General features: G+C 68.0%; 12 protein-coding genes. 7 read left to right on the top strand and 5 right to left on the bottom strand.

Annotated elements, in window-relative coordinates; translation table 11 throughout:
* Positions 1 to 874: IS982 family transposase (locus H0524_RS24080; RefSeq protein WP_180200696.1), on the bottom strand; the 874-nt coding region annotated here is incomplete at its 3' end.
* Positions 875 to 977: 103 nt separating this feature from the next.
* Here H0524_RS24080 and H0524_RS24085 point away from each other — a divergent pair.
* Positions 978 to 1661, top strand: a complete 684-nt coding sequence (locus tag H0524_RS24085; RefSeq protein WP_180200697.1) for an alpha/beta fold hydrolase — start codon at positions 978 to 980, stop codon at positions 1659 to 1661.
* Positions 1662 to 1827: 166 nt separating this feature from the next.
* On the opposite strand, the gene H0524_RS24090 is transcribed toward H0524_RS24085, so the two are convergent.
* The 4 genes from H0524_RS24090 to H0524_RS25230 form a co-directional block, all read right to left on the bottom strand.
* Positions 1828 to 3177 carry an MFS transporter gene (locus tag H0524_RS24090; RefSeq protein WP_180200698.1) on the bottom strand — a complete coding sequence of 450 codons (1350 nt, stop codon included), beginning with the start codon at positions 3175 to 3177 and terminating at the stop codon, positions 1828 to 1830.
* Positions 3174 to 3764 (bottom strand): helix-turn-helix domain-containing protein, encoded by a 591-nt coding sequence (locus H0524_RS24095; RefSeq protein WP_180200699.1) that lies wholly within the window; start codon positions 3762 to 3764, stop codon positions 3174 to 3176. Before H0524_RS24095 ends, H0524_RS24090 begins: the two co-directional genes overlap by 4 nt.
* A gap of 129 nt (positions 3765 to 3893) precedes the next feature.
* On the bottom strand, positions 3894 to 4436 hold the full coding sequence (locus H0524_RS24100; RefSeq protein ID WP_180200700.1) for a DUF6817 domain-containing protein: 543 nt from the start codon (positions 4434 to 4436) through the stop codon (positions 3894 to 3896).
* A complete protein-coding gene (locus H0524_RS25230; protein ID WP_255436215.1) occupies positions 4433 to 4624 on the bottom strand; it encodes a hypothetical protein in 192 nt (63 codons plus the stop codon). Before H0524_RS25230 ends, H0524_RS24100 begins: the two co-directional genes overlap by 4 nt.
* 48 nt (positions 4625 to 4672) lie before the next feature.
* Between H0524_RS25230 and H0524_RS24110 the strand changes: the two genes are divergently transcribed.
* The 6 genes from H0524_RS24110 (at position 4673) to drmC (ending at position 19437) form a co-directional block, all read left to right on the top strand.
* Positions 4673 to 5410 (top strand): class I SAM-dependent methyltransferase, encoded by a 738-nt coding sequence (locus H0524_RS24110; RefSeq protein WP_180200701.1) that lies wholly within the window; start codon positions 4673 to 4675, stop codon positions 5408 to 5410.
* Positions 5411 to 5771: 361 nt separating this feature from the next.
* On the top strand, positions 5772 to 8912 hold the full coding sequence (gene drmD / locus H0524_RS24115; protein WP_180200702.1) for a DISARM system SNF2-like helicase DrmD: 3141 nt from the start codon (positions 5772 to 5774) through the stop codon (positions 8910 to 8912).
* Positions 8912 to 12976, top strand: coding sequence for an Eco57I restriction-modification methylase domain-containing protein (locus H0524_RS24120; RefSeq protein ID WP_218942553.1), 4065 nt, complete (start codon positions 8912 to 8914; stop codon positions 12974 to 12976). The genes drmD and H0524_RS24120 overlap by 1 nt, the downstream gene beginning before the upstream one ends.
* A complete protein-coding gene (drmA, locus tag H0524_RS24125) occupies positions 12973 to 16674 on the top strand; it encodes a DISARM system helicase DrmA (protein ID WP_180200703.1) in 3702 nt (1233 codons plus the stop codon). Before H0524_RS24120 ends, drmA begins: the two co-directional genes overlap by 4 nt.
* Positions 16671 to 18737: a DUF1998 domain-containing protein gene (locus H0524_RS24130; RefSeq protein ID WP_309225221.1), complete on the top strand. Its 2067-nt coding sequence runs from the start codon at positions 16671 to 16673 to the stop codon at positions 18735 to 18737. Before drmA ends, H0524_RS24130 begins: the two co-directional genes overlap by 4 nt.
* Positions 18727 to 19437: a DISARM system phospholipase D-like protein DrmC gene (drmC, locus tag H0524_RS24135; protein WP_180200704.1), complete on the top strand. Its 711-nt coding sequence runs from the start codon at positions 18727 to 18729 to the stop codon at positions 19435 to 19437. Before H0524_RS24130 ends, drmC begins: the two co-directional genes overlap by 11 nt.
* The last annotated feature ends 250 nt before the right edge of the window (positions 19438 to 19687 follow it).

Raw genomic sequence — 19687 nt, forward strand, 5'->3', positions numbered from 1 at the left:
CGGTGGTCCAGTTGTGCCAGATCGCGGCGGTCATCGCGAGGATGCGTTGTGCGACGCGTACGAGTACGCCGGTGGCGGTACGGCCGCCGTGTCTTTCGAGGTCGAGTTGACCTTTGAGGGTCTGGTTGACGGACTCGATGCCTTGTCGTACTGCGCGTAGTAGCGTCCGTCCGGGGCGTGGCTGCTCGGTGCGGTAGGCGGGGCGGATCATGGTGACGCCGCGTTCGGTCAGCTGTTGTTCGGTGGCAGCGTCGCGGTAGCCCTTGTCCACGACCAGGATCAGCCCGTCGGGATGGGTCAACAGGCCGGTGTCCAGGTCGAACAGGTCTATGAGTGCTTCGCGTTCGTCGGTTTTGGCGGTGGCCAGGGCGAATGCCACGGGTAGTCCGTGCACGGTGGTGACCAGGTGCAGACGCAGGCCCCAGAAGCGACGTGAGTGCGAGGCGCAGTAGCCGTAGGTGGCCCACCCGGCCAGATCAGAGCGTTTGACGGTCTCGCGGGAGCGTCCGCACTCCACCGGGGTGGAGTCGGCGATGCGCACCGGGTGCTGCCACAGGTCGGTGTCCAGGGCCAGAACCCGGATCAGGTGGGTGATCTGCGTGCCGAGTGTCCGCAGCCGCTTGTTGTACCCGGGCTGTTTCGGGATGTAGGGGAACAGGTGGGTCAGGTTCATGCGGGCGTGGCGGATCCAGCGGGCTTCCTTGTGGTAGCCGAGCAGGGCTTGCAACACCGACAGGGTGATCAGTTCGGCGTCGGTGATCTTCGGGGCGATCCCGTTTGCGGGTCGCCACCGGGTGAGCTGGGGCGACGACTTCAACACGTCGTCGATCTTCACGTACAGTGCGGTGGCGAGGGTGTCCCGATCGACGTGCACGTGGCCTCCATGGTCATTGTTGCTCAGCAACGTCGATCATGGACGCCCTCGCCTCTCTTCGCTGTCCCCGTACCCCTTGGAATAGATCGTCTAGGTTGCTTCCATGACTGCAGAACAGATCGTGCTCCTGGGGGGCCTGTGGCTCGACGGGTCGGTGTGGAACACCGTCGAGTGCGAGTTAGGGAAGGCAGGCCGCCACGCCGTACCGGTGACCCTGCCGGGACAGGGCGACGGGAACAGCTCGGCGACGCTGGCAGATCAGTTGGCCGCGGTGCTGGCCGTCGTCGACAGTGGTCCTGGCAGGTCCGTAGTGGTGGGACACTCCGCCGCCTGCACCCTGGCTTGGATGGCGGCCGACGCCCGGCCCGAACGCGTGGCCACGGTTGTGTTGATCGGCGGGTTCCCCTCCACTGATGGGCGGCCGTACGCCGACTTCTTCGAGATCAGCGACGGTGTCATGCCGTTCCCGGGTTGGCGACCGTTCGACGGGGCGGACGCGGCCGACCTGGATGAGCAGGCCCGGCAGGCCTTCGCGGCGGCGGCGATCCCGGTTCCCGAGGGTGTGGCCAAGGGCGTCGTACGGCTGACGGACGGGCGACGATTCGAGGTCCCGGTCGTGGTGGTGTGCCCCGAGTTCACGCCCGACGCAGCGTGGGAGTCAATTGCTGCGGGAGACGTACCCGAGCTGGCCCGAGCCAAGCACGTCGACCTGATCGACATCGATTCTGGACACTGGCCGATGCTGACTCGTCCGACCCAGCTGGCCCGGATCCTCGCCACGGTCTAGCCAACACGGAGGCCAGGCAGCAACACTTCCCCACACCACCTGTGGTGGTGTATCGCCGGATGAGCAACGATCCTCGACGGCGCTACCAACAACCGATGGGCTGCCCCCACCGCACACGCGGACCACCCGCTACGCCGTAGAACCAATGCCGATCGCAGCCGCTGCATCACGCCTTTGACCTGCAGTTCTTCCGAGATCTGACGAAACCGTGGCAGCGACTCTTCAGCCGGCCTGCTTCTTTTCGGCTAAACGCATCGGTACGACGTTGCGTGGCGGCGAGCGCGGCCCGGCGCAGTGCCGGGCTCGAGAGAGCAACGAGCCCGGCAGTTCCCGCGAGCGCAGCCCCGCCCAGGAACGCCGCCGCCGGCCCCCATAACCCGGCGACCAGACCGGTGAGCGCATAGCTGACCGGAATGCCACCGAAGCCGGCCAGGCTGCTCAGACTCATCACCCGGCCCAGATACTGCGGCGGTGTGTACGCCTGCAGCAGGGCTGTCCCGAGCGTGCCGGCCAGACCGACGCTGACGCCGAGCAGTGACGACGCGGCGACCGCCCACAGCCGGGTTGGGGCAGAACCGACAGCGACCAGCGCACCACCGGTCAGCACGGCGAGCGGGCCAACGAGCAGGCCAGCTCGGGGAAGGTGGCCGAGCACCGAAACCACCACCACTGCCGTTGCGGCACCGATACCGAAACCGCCGACGATCAGACCGACCCCCGCAGCGCCCCAACCGCGTTCCTGGGCCAGCAGCGCGATGCCCACATTGAACGGGCCGGTGAAGCCCAACTCGGCGACTGCCGAGACGAGCAGAGTCGTACGCAGCAGCGGTGACCGCGCGGCCACAACCAGCCCGGCCCGGACCTCCCTCCCCATCCCCGCTGCTCGGCCGGCTCCCTCGGTGGGCTTGGTTTCTGCCCCCGGGCGGAGTCGGACCGCGGCGAGGGCGAGCACCGAAACGGCGAAGGTGAGCGCGTTGAGCGCGAACGCCGCCGCGATCCCGGCTGCGGCCACGACCGCCCCGCCGAGCGGCGCACCAGCAACGATCGCGCCCCGTGCCAGCGCCATCCGCATGCCTTGCAGGCGGGCGAGGTGCTCCGCTGCCACCAGGTACGGCGGCAGCGCCCCGACGGCGGGCAGGAACACCGCGTCCACCGCCCCGAACACCAGCGCCACCACGATCAGCACCGCGAGGGCCGGTTCGGTGGCGGCCGTGGCCACCGCCGCAGCGGCCATCACCGCGCAGCGCAGCGCGTCGCTGCCGAGCATCAGCCGCCGCGCACCCCATCGGTCCACCACCGCCCCACCCAGCAGGAGTAGCCCCAGCCGGGACACCGACGCGGTGGCCAGGACCAATCCGGCCCCACCGGCGCCGGCAACCTGGGCGGCGGTCCAGGCCAACGCCACGAAATAGACCTGATCGCCCACCAGCGACACGCCGAAACCAGCGAGCCAGCGCAGGACGTTCCCGTCCCGGTAGGGAGGCGGTTGTCGGACCGCGGCCGCCTGCGGCGTCACGGCGGGAACGGGAAGGCGTGCATGAACATCAGAACGTGCTCCCGGGCGGGCGCGTCGGGTCGGTCCTCGGCACCGACCCGCCCGCGCTCAGCCCACTTCTGCGCCACCGCCGTCAGCTCCGCGCTCAGCTCGGCCAGCTCGGGCGCCGTGAGCCGGAGCAACGATTCGCTGGCGAGTGAGGCGTCGGTCCACTCCTCTCCCCAGGCGTGATCCTCGTCGATCCAGCGTTCGAGCCGGCTGATCTGGTGGGCCAGCAGCTGGCGTTTGGCGGCGACGGCCACGCCCCGGGCCTGCGGATCCCGGGCGAACTCCGACCCCGCAAAGCTGAAGCCCTCGTGGGTCTTGCGCCACCAGCGCTCCCGCCGATCACCGGAGCGACGCGGCGCCTCCTCGATGAATCCGTGCGCGGCCAATTCCCGCAGGTGATAGCTGACCAGTGAGAGCGACTCGTCAACCAACTCGGCGAGCCGGGACGCGGTCGCCTCCTCCGCTGCGGTCAACGCGTAGAACAACCGTAGCCGCAACGGGTGGGTGAGCATCCGTAGCTCGGCTACGTTCTTGAGTCGCCGGCTCGATCCAGGTGACATGCATCGACCGTAGTAGCTCAAATAATTTTGTGCAAATCTTTTGTCCTAGCTGGTCTCCGGGGCAACAGCCGCAGCCCGACCACGGAAGAACCCGAATTGCCTACGCCGGTGGCGAGCACCGCCGCGGCATCAGTGGTCGAAAATACGGCGAACTTCGGCAACGAGCGACGCCGACATGGCCGGCGTCCACGAGCGAAACAAGGTGGACAAGTACTCCCCATACTTGTCCAGAAGCGCCGGATCCTGCGCGATCACATCGAGCTCGTTGACGACAGTCAGATCGATGAACGGCGTCAGCTGATCGGCGTCGAACCGGATCACGTGACCGGTGAAGCGGTTGACAACCTCGCCGGTGGTCGCGAGCCCGCGCCAACTGCGCCGCCGGTCGCAGGCACCATACCGGTAGACCAGCTTCTCCGCGGCTTCGCCGACCAGCGCGCGAAGCGTGGCGCGGTCCTTCCAGTCGAGCAGGGCAAGGTCGAAGCCGTCGGTGCCGTAGGCGGCATGGGTCAGGCCGGCTGACTGCACCGTGAGTCCGTAACCCAGGTCCGCGAGGCGCTCCTGGACCCGGCACAGGTGAGCGTAGAGGGTTCCGCCGGGATGCTCGATCGACTCGGTTCCGCATTGACGCAGCCAGGCACGTACGTCGGCAACGGCGCTCGTGGACGTCATATCCCGCTGCTTCCCATGATCACGGCCACCGCCTCGCCACCCAGCTCGGCAACCAGAAACAGCTCCGGGTCGCGGGTCAGTTTGGCTTCCAGCTCAGCGCGGGGCAGGACATCTCGACTCGCCGCTGTCCACATCGCGACCACAGCGTCGTAGTCGTTCCATCGGAACTGACGTATGTGAACTGTCACAATTGGGCTCCTTGCCTCACGCCCTGTTGCCACGGTTTGCTCATCGACATGGCTCGCATCGCGTTCGACCACACGGACGCCGACGCGTTCGCATCGACCCGGCACCTCGGCGACCAGGCGGCCGCCGAGTGGCGGACAGCCGTGGCCCGGCACCTGGACCCGGGACCGGGCCTGCGGCTTTTGGACCTGGGTGCCGGCACGGGCAGCTGGGCCAAGGCGTTCTCCTCCTGGTTCCCCGGCCTCGAGGTGACCGCAGTCGAGCCGTCAGCGGCGATGCGCGAACGGTCGGTTTACCAACCCGTCCTCGCGGGCGACGCCGCCGACATCCCGCTCACCGACGCAAGCGCTGATGCTGCCTGGATCTCCACCGTCATCCACCACGTGCCCGACCTGAACGTCGCAGCACGTGAGCTACGCCGCGTCCTGCGCCCCGGTGCACTCGTCCTGATCCGGTCCGCGTTCGCCGGCCGGCACGAGGCGATCACCCTGTTCCGCTACTTCCCCGAGGCGGTCCGGGTTCTGGACACCTACCCGAGCATCGCCCAGGTCGAAACAGCCTTCGCCGGTGCAGGCTTCTCCACCGTCGGCCTGGAGCAGATCCCGCAGATCACCGCCGCATCGCTACCCGAAGCGGCGCGCACCCTGCGCCGAGCGGCACACACCCCGCTGCAACTGATCACCGACCAGGAGTACGACACCGGCGTACGCCGCCTGCGTCAGGCAGCGCTCACGGACGCCGGGCCGGTGATCGACGCCCTGGACCTGCTCGTACTGCGCAGGGCATGATCGGGAGTATCGGTTAGACCGGTAGGGGCAATACCGCTCCGCAATGCTGGACCGGCTGATAGCCAAGAGGGCCCGTCGCCGAACAACTCCCCTGCCACGTTGCGGGCTTGCCGTGCGGACGTCACGCCACTGCGGGGGCAAATCTCCGTTGCCCCGACTTCTCTCACCCCGGCTGTCTCAGGGTGAGCGCGGACGCCCCATTGAGCTGCCCGAATTGTTCCGCTAAATCCAAACGGCTGGTTGATACGTCCAGATGTGAATGGAAATCTTCAGTCAGGTAGCCGACAGGTGATTGACTTGATCGCGTAGGCGTACGGGTTAGGGTCTTTCGGTGACACTCTCGTCCACTAGGGCGACCACCATGTCAGGTGTCGCCCCACTTGCCATTCCCGAGTCAGGTCAGGTCGTTGAAGTTCGCGGGTCGACCTGGGCGGTAGCGCAGGTCAAGCCGCAAGGACTGCCGCGCAGCCCGGCGGACGAAGCCGTGGCCTCACTGAACCATGCGGTGACCCTTCAGGCGCTCGACGAGGACCGGCTGGGTGAAGAACTGACAGTGGTCTGGGAACTGGAGGTCGGCCACACCGTCACGCCCGCTCAGGGACTACCGACCCAGGTCAACCCGGACGCCTTCGATAACCCGAACACCCTTGCTGGATTCGTAGACGCGATGCGTTGGGGTGCGGTGACTTCAGCGGACGACCGAAGCGTGCAGGCGCCTTTCCACAGTGGGGTTGCCGTGGAGGCGTACCAACTGGAGCCGCTGCGGCGAGCGCTGTCCCTGCCCCGGACGAACCTTCTACTGGCCGATGATGTCGGCCTGGGCAAGACCATTGAGGCCGGTTTGGTGGTGCAGGAGCTGCTGCTACGGCACCGCGCACGTACCGCGATCGTGGTATGTCCGCCGAGCTTGTCCCTGAAGTGGCAGGACGAGATGCGGGACAAGTTCGGTCTGGATTTCACGATAGTCAACAGCGAGATGATGCGCGAGGTACGGCGTCGCTACGGCCTGCACGCAAACCCGTTCCAGCTTTATCCTCGGGTAATCGTGAGCATGGCGTGGCTGCCGCAGGTGCGCGCTCAGCGGATGCTGCGTGACGTCTACGCGCAGGCGGCGAGCACGAAGACCGCCCGACGGTACGCGTTCGACATCCTGATCGTGGACGAGGCGCACCACGTGGCACCGGCCAGCCCGTCGGCGATCGGGGGCGGGCGGGGCTACGCTGTAGACACGCAACGCACGATTGCGGTCCGGGATCTGGCGGACAAGTGTGAGCACCGCCTTTTCCTCAGCGCCACTCCACACAACGGGCATCCGGAGTCGTTCACCGCGCTGTTGGAGATGATCGATTCGCGCCGGTTCAGCCGCGGTGCGCTGCTGGACGAACGGGCGTTGCGGGAGGTAACGGTTCGACGGTTGAAGTCGGACCTGCCGGAGAAAGGCTTCCAGCCCCGGGAGTTGCGGATCATCCCGTTCACGCCGCACGGCGACGAACAGGAATCGTTTGCTCTGCTGGATCGGATTCTCACCGAGAGCGCGAAGGCGAACGGGACCGGCGAGTCCGGTGACATCACCGCGATGCTGTTCAAGAAGCGGTTCCTGTCGAGCCCCTGGGCATTCGGCATGACCTTGCAGTCGTACCTCGCCGCGCGGTCGGTTGGTCAGGCGCCGACGGACTGGGACTATGACGACATCCTCGGCGAGGGGCAGGCCGACGAAGAAGAAGGCCGATGGGAGCAGGACGAGGCGACGGCCCTGCGGCGCAGCAAGGCCACCGATCCGCTGGTCGCCGCCACGCCGGACGAGTTGCAACGGCTGGCCGAGTGGGGGCTGAGCTTCGAAAGTCGACCCGATTCCCGCCTCGATGAGCTGATCACCGCCTTGGACGCAATCTGCCGACCGGGTGGATTCTGGTCCAACGAGCGCGTCGTGGTGTTCACCGAGTACGCGCACACCCTGGAGTGGGTACACCGGGTACTGGTGCAGCAGGGCTACGGCGACGTGCTGGAAGTCATCCAAGGACAGACACCGACAGACGAGCGCGAACTGATCCGCGAACATTTCACCACCGAACCGTCGACGAAGAACCCCGTGCGGGTACTGCTGGCCACCGACGCGGCCGGTGAAGGAATCGACCTGCAGGACCACTGCTACCGGCTGATCAACCTGGACATCCCGTTCAACCCGTCCCGGTTGGAGCAGCGCATCGGCCGCATCGACCGGTACGGGCAGCAGCAGACACCGTTGGTGTTTCAGTTTTCGCCGGACCGCTCGGCGACCATGTACAGCGCGGACCTGGAGTTCATGGGCCGGATCGCCCGCAAGGTCATGACAGTCGGACGTGACCTCGGGTCAGTCAACCAGGTCATCGCCGACGACATCCAAGACCACTTCACCCGATCGTCCGCCCGACGGCGAAAGAAGGCCCCGCTCAACGGCAACGCCGTGATCAACAAGGCGTTGGCCGGTGGGTTAGACCTGAACAGCAGGTTGACCCAGTTGGAGAGGGGCTACACCGACAGTCGGACGGAGCTGCACCTGGAGCCGGAGAACCTACGGCGGGTGGTCGACACCGCCCTGCGGATCAGCCACCAGCCGCCCCTGATGGTGGCTGGCGACGACCGGACCGACGCCGCCGTGTTCACCGTACCGCCGCTCGGCCCCGCCTGGCAGCCGACCTTGAAGGGCCTGGACACCCGCTCCGAGCCCGGCGTGTTGCGACCGATCACGTTCGACGACAAGGCAGCTTCAGGGCGGAAGGACTTGGTCTACGTCCACCTGGGTCATCCGCTGGTGAAAAAAGCTCAACGGTTGCTGCGACGGTCGCTGTGGAGTGCGGACACGTCGTTGCACCGGGTCACGGCAGTCGTGGTGGATGGGCTGGAGGAGTCCTTCGTCGCGGCCGTCACCCGGATGGTGCTGGTCGGCCGGGGCGGGCTACGCCTACACGAAGAGATCTTCCTCGCCGGCGTACGTCTGCGGGGTCGCCGAACCATCGCCGAGGAACGCGCCGAACAGCTACTCGACCAGGCGCTCGACGCCGGCGGGCTGAAGCTGGCCGCTGCGGACGTCCGGGCCGACCTGGCCGGGGAGTGGAACGAGCCGGGATCCCCGCTACGGGCCCGGCTACTCGACTCGATGACGCGCCGCGCCGAGTCCCGTCATCAACGGGTCAGCGACCAGCTGACCACACGCGAGCAGGCCGACGTCGCCCGGGCCCGGGAGATCTTCGCCGCGTTCCGCCGCAACCTGAACGAATCGCTGGACCAGCTCACCAGCGCCGAGATGCAGGACCAACTGGCCCTCTTCCCCGACAATCAGCAGCGGCAGCGCCGCCACGACATCGAGACGATGCGCCGCCGGCGGAACGAACTCGGCGACGAGGAGCAGCGGGAGATCGCGGCGATCACCGACCGGTACCGCGATGTCAAGCCACACACCACCGCCGCAGCGGTGCTGTTTGCGCTCACCCCGGCCGACGCCCGACGAGGAGGTTCCCGCTGATGCGAACCACCCGTACCTTCCGTCCGAAGACGGCCACCGAGTTGCACCGGGCGTGGCTGGAACTGGTCGAGACCGACGGCCCCTTCCTGGCCGTCCCGCCGCTGAAGCGGGTGTGGCCCCAGGGCATGCCCGCCCTGGGCCCCGAACGTCTCGACGTCCTCCGCGAGGCCAGGCCCGCGTTCGACCACGCCTGGGAGGCCCTCGACATCGACCCGGACGACGGGACCGTTCAGGCCAAGTACGCCGAAGTACGCGACGGCTGGGTGCAGACCGTCCTGCGGGACATCGCCGGTTGGCGTACCTCGCTCGCCTGGGGCCCCGACTGCGCGCCCGGGGTGACCGCGCACTCGCCCGACCGGCGGATCTCCATCACCCCGCAGGCCGCGCTGCACGGGCCGGACGGCATCGGCGCGCTGGTCAGCGTGGTCGACAAGGGCGACAGCCTGCACGCCACCGGCACCGACGGCTGGGCCGCCACCGCAATCGACCGGATGGAGGCGATGCTGCGCGGCGCCGGCATCGCGACCGGCATCGTCACCGACGGCCGCTGGTGGGCGCTGGTCTGCGCCCGGCCGGACGCGATGGTCGCCGTCGGCGTCGTTGACGCCCAGACCTGGGTCGAGGAACCGCTGACCCGCAACGCCTTCCTCACCGTCATCGCCCGGCAGTACATCATCGGCGGCGACCCCAACGAACGGCTCCCCAAGCTGTTCGAGGAGTCCGTGGCCGCCGCCGAGGAGATCACCGAAGCTCTCGGCGCCCAGGTCCGCCGCGCCGTCGAGCTGCTGATCCAGGCGTTCGCCGAGACCGCCGCCGACCACCACCGACGCGGCCTACGCGATCCGCTCCCGGACGATCCACACGACACCTACTCCGCGACCGTCACGGTCATGATGCGCGTCGTCTTCCTGCTCTTCGCCGAGGAGCGCGGCCTGCTCCCGCAGAGCGAGCTCTTCCTACAGGGGTACGGCATCAGCGGTGAACTCGACGGCCTCGAACAGCGCCGGCTGCACGACGGCGAGGAGTCGCTGGACAGCACCTACCTGGCCTGGCACCGGCTGCTCGCCACCAGCCAGGCCCTCTACCGGGGCGCGTCGTTCGAAAACATGCGCATGCCCGCGTACGGCGGATCGTTGTTCGACCCGGACCGGTACCCGTTCCTGACCGCCTCGGACGACAACGGCACCCTCGCCCTACCTGTCTCCGACCGGGTCATGCTGCATGTCCTGCGCTCGGTACAGGTCGCCCTACTGAAGGGTGGTGACGCCCGCCGGATCTCGTTCCGGGACGTCGACGTGGAACAGATCGGCTACATCTACGAAGGGCTGCTCGGCTACTCCTGCACCCGGGTCACCGGCGACACTCATGTCGGCCTCCTCGGTGCCACCGGAGCCGAGCCGGAGCTCCCGCTGACCGTGCTGGAACAGCTCGCCGACGCCACTGCGACTCCGGCGAAACTGGCCACCGGGATCATCGCCTGGCTCAAGGAGAACCAGCCCGCCGCCACCCCACCCAGCGCGACCGCGTTGGCGAAGCGGCTCGCCGCCACGCCGGGCGACGACGCGGACCGCATGCTGCGCGCCGTGACCGACGACGACGAGCTGCGCGCACGCCTGCTCCCCTGGGCCCCCATCATCCGGCCCGACCTGCGCGACCGCCCCACCGTCTTCCTAGCCGGCGGCCTGGTGGTCGCCGAGACGCCGTCACGGCGCAACGCCGGCGCCCACTACACCCCGAAAGATCTTGCCGAGGAGGTGGTCCGGCACGCGCTCGAACCGCTCTGCTACTCCCCCGGCCCACACCAGGTCCCCGAGAGCAGCGGGGCGTGGAAGCTGCGCGGCCCGGACGAAATCCGCAACCTCAAGGTGGCCGACATCGCCGTCGGCTCCGGCGCCTTCCTGGTCGCCGCCGCCCGCTACCTCGCCGCCCGTCTCGTCGAGGCACTGATCGCCGAGGAGCCGGCCAACGCCCACCGGCAGGACCTCGGCCAACACGCGATGCGCGAAGTTGTCGCCCGCTGCCTCTACGGCGCCGACATCAACGCGATGGCCGTCGAGATGTGCAAGCTGTCGCTCTGGCTGGTCTCCCTCGACCGCGACCTGCCGTTCTCCTTCGTCGACGACAAGATCCTGCACGGCAACTCCCTGCTCGGCCTCACCGACCTACGCCAGCTCCGCGCCCTGCACATCGAGGCGCCCACCCATCAGCAGGCGAGACTGACCGCCCAGGACATGGACGGCACCATCCGGCGGGCCGTCGACATCCGCCGCGACCTCGCCAGCGAGGTACGCGAGCACGACCCGATGCGCAGCGCCACCGCCAAACGCCGCCAGCTCAACCGCTCGCGCGAGCTGACCGCCCAACTCCGCCAGGTGGCCGACGGGGTGATCGCCGCTGGGCTCCGCCTCGGCGGCAAACCCGGCAAAGCCCTGGACGAGGCGTACGAGAACCTGGCCGAGGCGGTGGCCGCGGCGATGCCAGCCGACGGCACGGCCGTCGACTACGAGCCCCTTGACTCGATCCTCGAGGCGGGGCTGACGCCGACCGTCGTGACGGACTACGAACGCTGGCAGCCACTGCACTGGGCGCTCGAGGTCCCGGACGTGCTGGTCGACCACGGCGGCTTCGACGCCATCCTCGGCAACCCACCCTTCCTCGGCGGCCAGAAGCTCACCGGCGCGATGGGCACCAACGTCCGGGACTGGCTCGTCCACCAGACTGCCGGGGGGACCCGGGGCAGCGCAGACCTGGTCGCCTACTTCCTGCTCCGGGTGGTCGAGTTGCTGCGCTCATCCGGGACGCTCGGTCTCATCGCCACCAACACCATCGCCCAGGGCGACACCCGCCAGGTCGGCCTCGACCGCGTCGTCGCCGGCGGACTCACCATCACCCGCGCGGTGCAGAGCGCCGCCTGGCCGTCGGCCAGCGCCAACCTGGAGTACGCGGCGGTCTGGGGCAGCCTCGGCCCGGTCGCCGATGCCGCCGACCGGGTCGCGGACGGCGTGGTCGTGCCGCGCATCTCCACGCTGCTCGAACCGGCCGGGAAGGTAGACGGCACTCCGACCAGGCTAACTGAGAACGAAGCTATCGCTTTCCAGGGTTGCATTGTGCTCGGTAAGGGCTTCGTCCTCGATCCCGAGGAAGCTCAGGCGTGGATTGACGAGGACGAGCGCAATACGGAGGTGCTCTTCCCATATCTCAATGGCGAGGACCTCAACTCCCGGCCGGACTGCTCCGCCTCCCGCTGGGTGATCGACTTCACCGGCTACTGCGTGATCTGTGCCGCCCGGCTCCGCCGGCCGTTCGGCCGCATTGAAGAACTTGTCCAGCCTGAGAGAGCGAAGGCTGCCAAGGCTGTTGCAGAATCAAACTGGTGGCAGTTTCTCAGGACACGCCCGGCGATGCGGGAAGCGATCGCCGGGCTTGACGAGGTGCTGGTGATCGCCAGGATCAGCAAGACTGTCATGCCGCTTCGAGTGCCGAACCGATTCGTCTTCAACGAGAAAACGTGCGTTTTCGCGACAGAATCGTTCTCGGTACAGGCTGTACTGTCATCGATTGTCCATCAGGCATGGGCGGTGAAGTACAGCTCGACCCTGCGGACCGACGTCAGCTACACGCCCTCGGACGTCTTCTCAAGCCTTCCGCTGCCAGGGAAATCGGCAGAGTTGGATGAGGCGGGTCGAATGCTGGACGTCGAGCGGCGGGAGATCATGCTGCGGCGCGGGCTCGGGTTGACCAAGCTGTACAACCTGGTCAACAACCCTGGAGTCGCTGACGGCGACGATGCGGACGTGGCCCGGTTGCGGCGGATTCATGTCGAGCTGGACGAGGCGGTGATGGCCGCGTACGGCTGGTCGGAGGTGCCGCTGGAGCATGGCTTTCACTCGTACCGTCAGATGACGCGGTGGACAGTGAGTCCGACGGCGCGGGTGGAGATCCTGGACCGGTTGTTGGCGGAGAATCTGCGGCGCGCGGCGGCGCAGCAGCCGAAGGCGGCGAAGAAGGCGCCGGCTCGCCAGCGAAAGCCGGTGGTCCACGAGGGTCAGGAGGCGCTGCTGTGACCGACTCCGCGCCGGGTCACCGGCTCGCCTGTGAGCCGGACGGCACCTCGTACACGGTTCGGGAGAACCTGGTCGACATCCTGGAGCGGGAACTGCTCGGGCCATCAGGTGGTCCGGAGGAGCTGTTGGCGGTGAGCCCGCGTCAGCTCTACCTGGTGGGGCACATCGCGCCGGTGAAGCTTACTGAGCCGGACGCTGATCCAGCCGGCGCGGAGGACGGGTATGGCCTGGTCGGCATCCGTTCTGATGCGGCGGGTCTACATGCCCAGCGTGGGATTCCGGTCGAATCCGCCGACGGCACCGACGTCGAGGGTGAGGAGGATGACGCCGACGACAAGGCCCCGAAGCAGGGGCTGATGATTCCGTCGTCGATGGGGTTGCGGTTCCAGGTGCCGAACGATCTGGCCGAGTTCACGGTCACCGCGTCCTGGGGCACGTACGAGAGCGTGAAGACCGGTGAGGTCGACAAGCGAAACCGGGCGGTGCGACGCTATCAGCGCACGCCGGTCGGGATCATCGAGAAAATCGCGGTGGCCGAGCTGACACCGGGGCGGACGTACACCCGGATGCTGACCGGTCAGGTCTGTCTGCGAATCGACACCTACGACGACACCCGGTTCGGTCGGCGGTTGATTGAGATTGCGTTGGTCAATGACCGGGAGACGCCGCCGACGATCCCGGTGCACGAGTGGCTGTTCCAGACGAAGCTGCACGTCGAGGCGGGCGATGCGGCGGTGTTCCTGCCGGTGCACGACGTCCTGGAGCAGGAATGGCCGGAACACGACGACGAACTGCGCCGGCTGCACCTGCAGTACCGCAACCGGCTGGAGTTCGCGGTCGGGCGGACCTGCTCGGTGGATTGGCGGGTGGGGCCGGGGGCGCGGCGGGCGACGGCGGTGTGGACGACGTGGCTGCCGGTCGCGGAGACACCGCAGACGCAGGCCCGGTCCGTCACGGACGCGGTGCTGTCCATGGACGCACTGGCCAAGGCCAGCCAGGACCAGGTTCGTGGTGGGCTCCTCCCCCTGGTGGATGGCTACCGGGCCTGGCTCGACGGTGAGGCCGCGAAGGCAGCTCAGCTCCCCCAGCAGCTGCGGGAGCTGGCCGAGGAGGTCGTGGACGAGGCGCGTACGGCGCAGCAGCGGCTGGCGGACGGGCTGGCGCACATGGTGGCTGATCCAGAGGCATTCGCATGCTTCCGGTTCATGAACGAGGTCATGCGGGACCAGCGGGTCCACTCGCGGATCGGGGCGTTGCGTAGCTCCGACCCGAGCCTGTCGTTCAACGACGCCCGCGATCAGGTCGAAGCCGACGAGCGGGAGAAGCCGTCATCGTGGCGGCCGTTCCAGCTGGCGTTCATCCTCATGCAGCTGCCAGCGTTGACCGATCCCACCGCGGCGGCGCGCAGTGGCGAACTGTCCCGGGTGGAGTTGTTGTTCTTCCCGACCGGTGGTGGCAAGACCGAGGCGTATTTGGGTCTGGCGGCGTACACGTTCGCGATCCGGCGCCGGCAGCAGGTGGTGGCCTCCGCCGACGGGCCGTTGGACGGGCGGGACGGGGTGGCCGTGTTGATGCGGTACACGTTGCGCCTGCTCACCGCGCAGCAGTTCCAGCGGGCCACCACGCTGGTCTGTGCGGCGGAGCTGGTCCGCCGCCGGGACGAGGAAGCGTGGGGTAGCACGCCGTTCCGGATCGGGTTGTGGGTCGGCACCGACGTGAGCCCGAAACGGTGGGACGAGGCGGACGAGCAGCTGCGCAAGGCCAACGCGTACGGCGGGCACCGGTTGACGGTGTTGCAGGTGCAGCGGTGCCCGTGGTGCGGCAGTCCGATCGGTGCCGCGAACGTGAAGCCGGTCAAGGCGACTCGGCGGGTGCTGGTCTTCTGCGGCGACGATATGGGGCAGTGTCCGTTCGCCAAGGGTGGTCCGGTGGATGAGGGCCTGCCGATGCTGACGGTGGACGAGGAGATCTACCGGATGCCGCCCGCGTTCGTGATCGCGACGGTCGACAAGTTCGCTCGGTTGGCGCGCGAGGGCGAGGCGGCGTCGCTCTTCGGCTACGTCGGCCGGTACTGCGGTCGGCACGGCTACGTGCACCCGGACTACGCCGGTTGCAGTGTGAGCACCGGTCACCAGGCTGAGCCCGGTCTGCCCGCCGCGACCGTGCGGCCGGTGGGACGGCTCCGGCCCCCGGATCTGATCATTCAGGATGAGTTGCACCTGATCACGGGGGCGCTGGGCACCGCCGTGGGGCTGTTCGAGGTGGTCGTGGAGACCCTCGCGTCGTGGGAGACCGCAGCCGGCAAGGCGGTCCGCCCGATGATCGTGGCGTCAACGGCCACCGTGCGCCGCGCGGACGATCAGGTGCGCGGGCTGTACGGGCGCGGCGTCCAGATTTTCCCGCCGCAGGTATTGGATGTGGCCGACACGTACTTCTCCCAGGAGCTGCCGATCGGGCCGACCACGCCGGGCCGACGCTACCTCGGGGTGAGTGCGCAGGGAGTACGGCTGTCGAGCGCGGAGATCCGGGTCGCCGAGGTGTTGCTGCTGGCCGGGCAGCTGCTGTTCGACCGCAGTGGCTCGGCCGCCGATCCGTACCTGACGTTGGTGGGCTACTTCAACGCGACCCGGGAACTGGCCGGGATGGCCCGCTACGTGGCTGACGACGTGCAGAACCGGGTCCGGCAGCCCCGCCCCGGATCGGGCTTCCCACGGCGGCTCGGCTCGTACGGGCGGCTGGTCACCGGCGAGCTGACCTCCCGCATCGCTTCGGCCGACATCGGACGGAACCTGGACAACCTGGCCTTGGAGTTCGACCCGGACCACGCCACGACGGCGGCGATGCGGCAGCGGCTCGAGCAGCAGAAGGCCGGCGAGCGGGTGGAGCGGCCGAAGGCCGACCCGTTCGACGTGGTGCTGGCTACCTCGATGCTGCAGGTCGGGGTGGACGTGCAGCGGCTCGGGCTGATGCTGGTGGTGGGGCAGCCGAAGAACACCGCCGAGTACATTCAGGCATCCTCGCGGGTGGGCCGCGACGTCGGCCGTCCAGGCGAGGACGGCGGCCGGCCCGGTCTGGTCGTGGCGCTCGGGAACTGGGCGCGGCCCCGCGATTTGGCCCACTACGAGCAGTTCCGGCACTACCACGAGACGTTCTACGCGCAGGTGGAGGCGCTGTCGGTCACCCCATTCTCGCCCACGGCCCTGGACCGGGGTATCGATGGGGTGCTGGTCAGCGCGGCACGGGTGCTGCAGGCGCACCGCGACGACGGGCTGTCGCCGGAGCGGGCCGCCTGGCGGGTCCGGGACGAACAGGACGCTCTCGCTGCCCTGATCAATCGGCTCGACGCCCGAATTCGGCCAGCGGCCCAGCTGGACGACCTGATGGCGCAGGCGCACGAGCGGCTGACCAACCGATGGGACCAGTGGAAGGCGCGGGGAAAATATGCCGGCAAGCTCAGCAAGACCCTGGTGTACGAGCGCACCGGCGACAACGACAGCTACCTGCCATTGCTGATCAGCCCGGAGAACGCAAAGGCCCACCGGGGTCAGCCGGACCGTGCACCGTTCGTCGTCGCACACTCGATGCGGGAGGTCCAGCCGGAAATCAACCTGCTGGTCAGCCCCATACCCGAGCGCCTTTTCGTCGTCGAACCCGACGATGCGCCGCCATGGGAACTGCCGCAAGGAGAAGACACGTGACGGACGACGACGCAGCCCAGATGATCTATGAGTCGGCGGAGCCCTTGGACCCGCTCGCCGACAGCGAGCAGTCACACGTCAAAAACCGGGCCAAGGTCGGCTCAGCCCGCCCGTCGTCACTGCTCTACACCTACGGCGTGGGCTCGATCATGGACCTGCCACAGTTTTCGATCATGCCGGCCGGCCTTGACGACTGGGAGCCAATCTGGCGGCGGCGGCCCACCGTACCGACGATTGAGGAACCACGGCTACTCAAAGTGGTCCAGCTTCACCTCGGGCCCCGGGTGCAGCAACTACGGCCGTTCCCGTGGCAGCCGAAGGCCCGCGCGATGTCACAGGAAGGCTCCGACCTCGGCATTCCAGCGCGGGTGTTCCCGCAGTGGCTGCGCTGCACCGGCTGTGACTACCTCGGGCCGCTCTCGCGGTTCAGCTACACCAACGCCCACCCGTTCCGGCCCGATCTGGCGACCTTCGAACACGCAAGCTGCCCTGGCCGTACGTTCGCTGGGGCAGCGAAGGGAACGGCCAAGGCGCCCGCGAAGGGAAAGGCTAGGCGCAGCCCGGCGGTGCCCGCTCGCTACCTGCTCGCCTGCGCCAACGGCCACCTCGACGAGTTCCCGTACGCGTTGTGGGTTCACCGCGGCAGCACCTGCCCCACCGCCCCGCACCCGGACCTCAAACTGCGCGACAGCAACATCGGCCAGGGCGCCGGCGCGGTCATCACCTGCGAACGTTGCCAACAGCAACGCCGCATGGGTGAAGCTCAGGGCGAGATCGGCAAGCAAAAGCTGCCGCCCTGCCGGGGCCGGCACCCGCACCTCAACGCCTTCGACTCCACGTGCAGGCTGGACGTCTCGCTGATGATGATGGGCGCCTCCAACCTCTGGTTCGCCTCGACCCAGTCGATCATCGTCATGCCCCGCAGCGAGGAGCAGCAGCAGACCGCACTCGCCACCAAGCTACGCACAAACCTAACCCCGACGGAACTGGCCGACTACGCCACTTTGCCGAACGTGCTTCGTTCGCTGCTGGTCGCGAACAAGTGCACCATTGCCGGCGTCACCGACGAGCAGCTGACCGCAGCGGCAGCCGAAGGACTCGCCCCACCGCCGTCGGAAGAGGAACGCCGGGAGCGGCTACGCGAATGGGACCCGGTCGAGTTGCTGGTGCCGGAGTGGGACTACCTGCAGAAGCCGAGCCTGTTTGCGCAACAGCCGGACTCCAGCGGACTGATGGTCACCGAGATGCCCACCGCCGCCGAACTCCCGAAACAAGTGCACCGGGTAATCGCTGTGAACCGGATGAAGAAGGTCAACGCAGTGATCGGCTTCACCCGCATCGACGAGATGGACCGGGTTAACGACCTCGCGAGCCGGCTCGTCAAGCTCACTCGGGACGGTCGCCCCACCTGGGTGCCAGCCACCGAGGACCGCGGCGAGGGCATCTTCCTCCAATTGGACGAGACCGCCATCGCCGCTTGGGAAGCACAGATCCTGCCGACCGGCCTGTGGCGGGCGCACCGCGAAGCCCACCGGCACAACTTTTCTCGACGCTTCTCCGCCACCGCCGCCCAAATCGACCCCGACACCCGCTTCCCCGCCCCGCGCTACTGGCTAATCCACAGCCTGGCGCACATCCTCATCCGCGAGATGGCGATGTCCTGCGGTTACGGCGCCGCCAGCCTCAGCGAACGCCTATACGCCTGGCCGGCCACCCCTGACCGGCCCGCCGCCGCTGGACTGCTCATCTGCACTACTGCCTCCGACAGCGAGGGAACCCTCGGCGGACTGGTCGCGCTCAGCGACCCGGACCGGCTGCACGGACTCCTGCTCGACGCGCTGCGCAGAGCAGCCCGCTGCTCCTCCGATCCTGTCTGCGGGCAGCGCACACCACGGCACGGCGAGGACTTCCTGCACGGCGCGGCCTGCCACTGCTGCAGCTTTTCCTCGGAAACCTCATGCGAACGCGCCAACCGGTTCCTCGACCGCAGATTTCTGCTCACCCTGCCCAGCATCGACGACGAGCGAGTCCCCGGCTTCTTCGGCACCATCGATGTCCACTGATCCCTGTACTGCGCTCGGCGCCTTCCTCACCGCCTACGAGGCGCAGCGACTCGCCAGCGTCCTACACGCCGGCGGTACCACGGGTCAGGCACTGAAAGAAGTACACGCCGCCCGCCGTGGCGAGGTGAAGCGCCTACTCCAGGCGGCCGAGCTCGATTCGGAACACCGGGACGAGTCGGTCGCCATACTCCGAGCCATCGCCGGCGCACGATCCGTCCGAACCGCCATCTCCCCCGTCTGGACCATGCCTGGTGCCGAAGCCACGACCGGCCGTCTCACCAGCGAAGCTCAACGCATCATCGACGACGCACGGATGTCGATCGTCTGCTCCAGCTTCAACTTCACTCCGCACTCGGGCATGTGGACTGCCCTCAAGAGCGCAGCAGTGCGACCCGGCCTGAGCGTCACGGTGTACCTCGATGCCCACGCCGGCTCCCCGACAGCCGTCGCGGCCCAGCTACCGAAGGCGACCGTACTCCGGACGCTAACCCCACCCGGAGGCCACCAGCCGCTGGTCAGCCACGCCAAGTTCATCGTCGTCGACCGCATGATCACGCTGCTCACCAGCGCGAACTTTTCCTACAGCGCCGAGAACACCAACATCGAACTGGGCCTGCTGGTGCACGACACCAACCTCGCCACGTCAATCGAAGCCCTCATGCGGAGCAAGCACGGGGTGTTCTACGAGCACGTGAGCTGACCGGCCCCACGTGACTCAACAGGATCACCCGATGCCGCGGAGCACCATCCCGCCACCGGCCAGGCTCCGGCTCCCGGAAGCGCTGGCCGTCGAGCGGCGCAAACACGCGGCGCGGGCTCGGCAAACGACCAAAGTCGTTTGCCCACTTCTCACCCGCGGAGGTCCCGAGCGTTCTTCGCTCGCTGTCGGATGGCAAGCTCGTGTCCCGTGACCGAGAACTTTGGGAAAGAACTGCCGGCGCGGCAGGCCT

The sequence above is a fragment of the Salinispora sp. H7-4 genome, from assembly GCF_013416675.1.
GTDB lineage: Bacteria > Actinomycetota > Actinomycetes > Mycobacteriales > Micromonosporaceae > Micromonospora > Micromonospora vitiensis.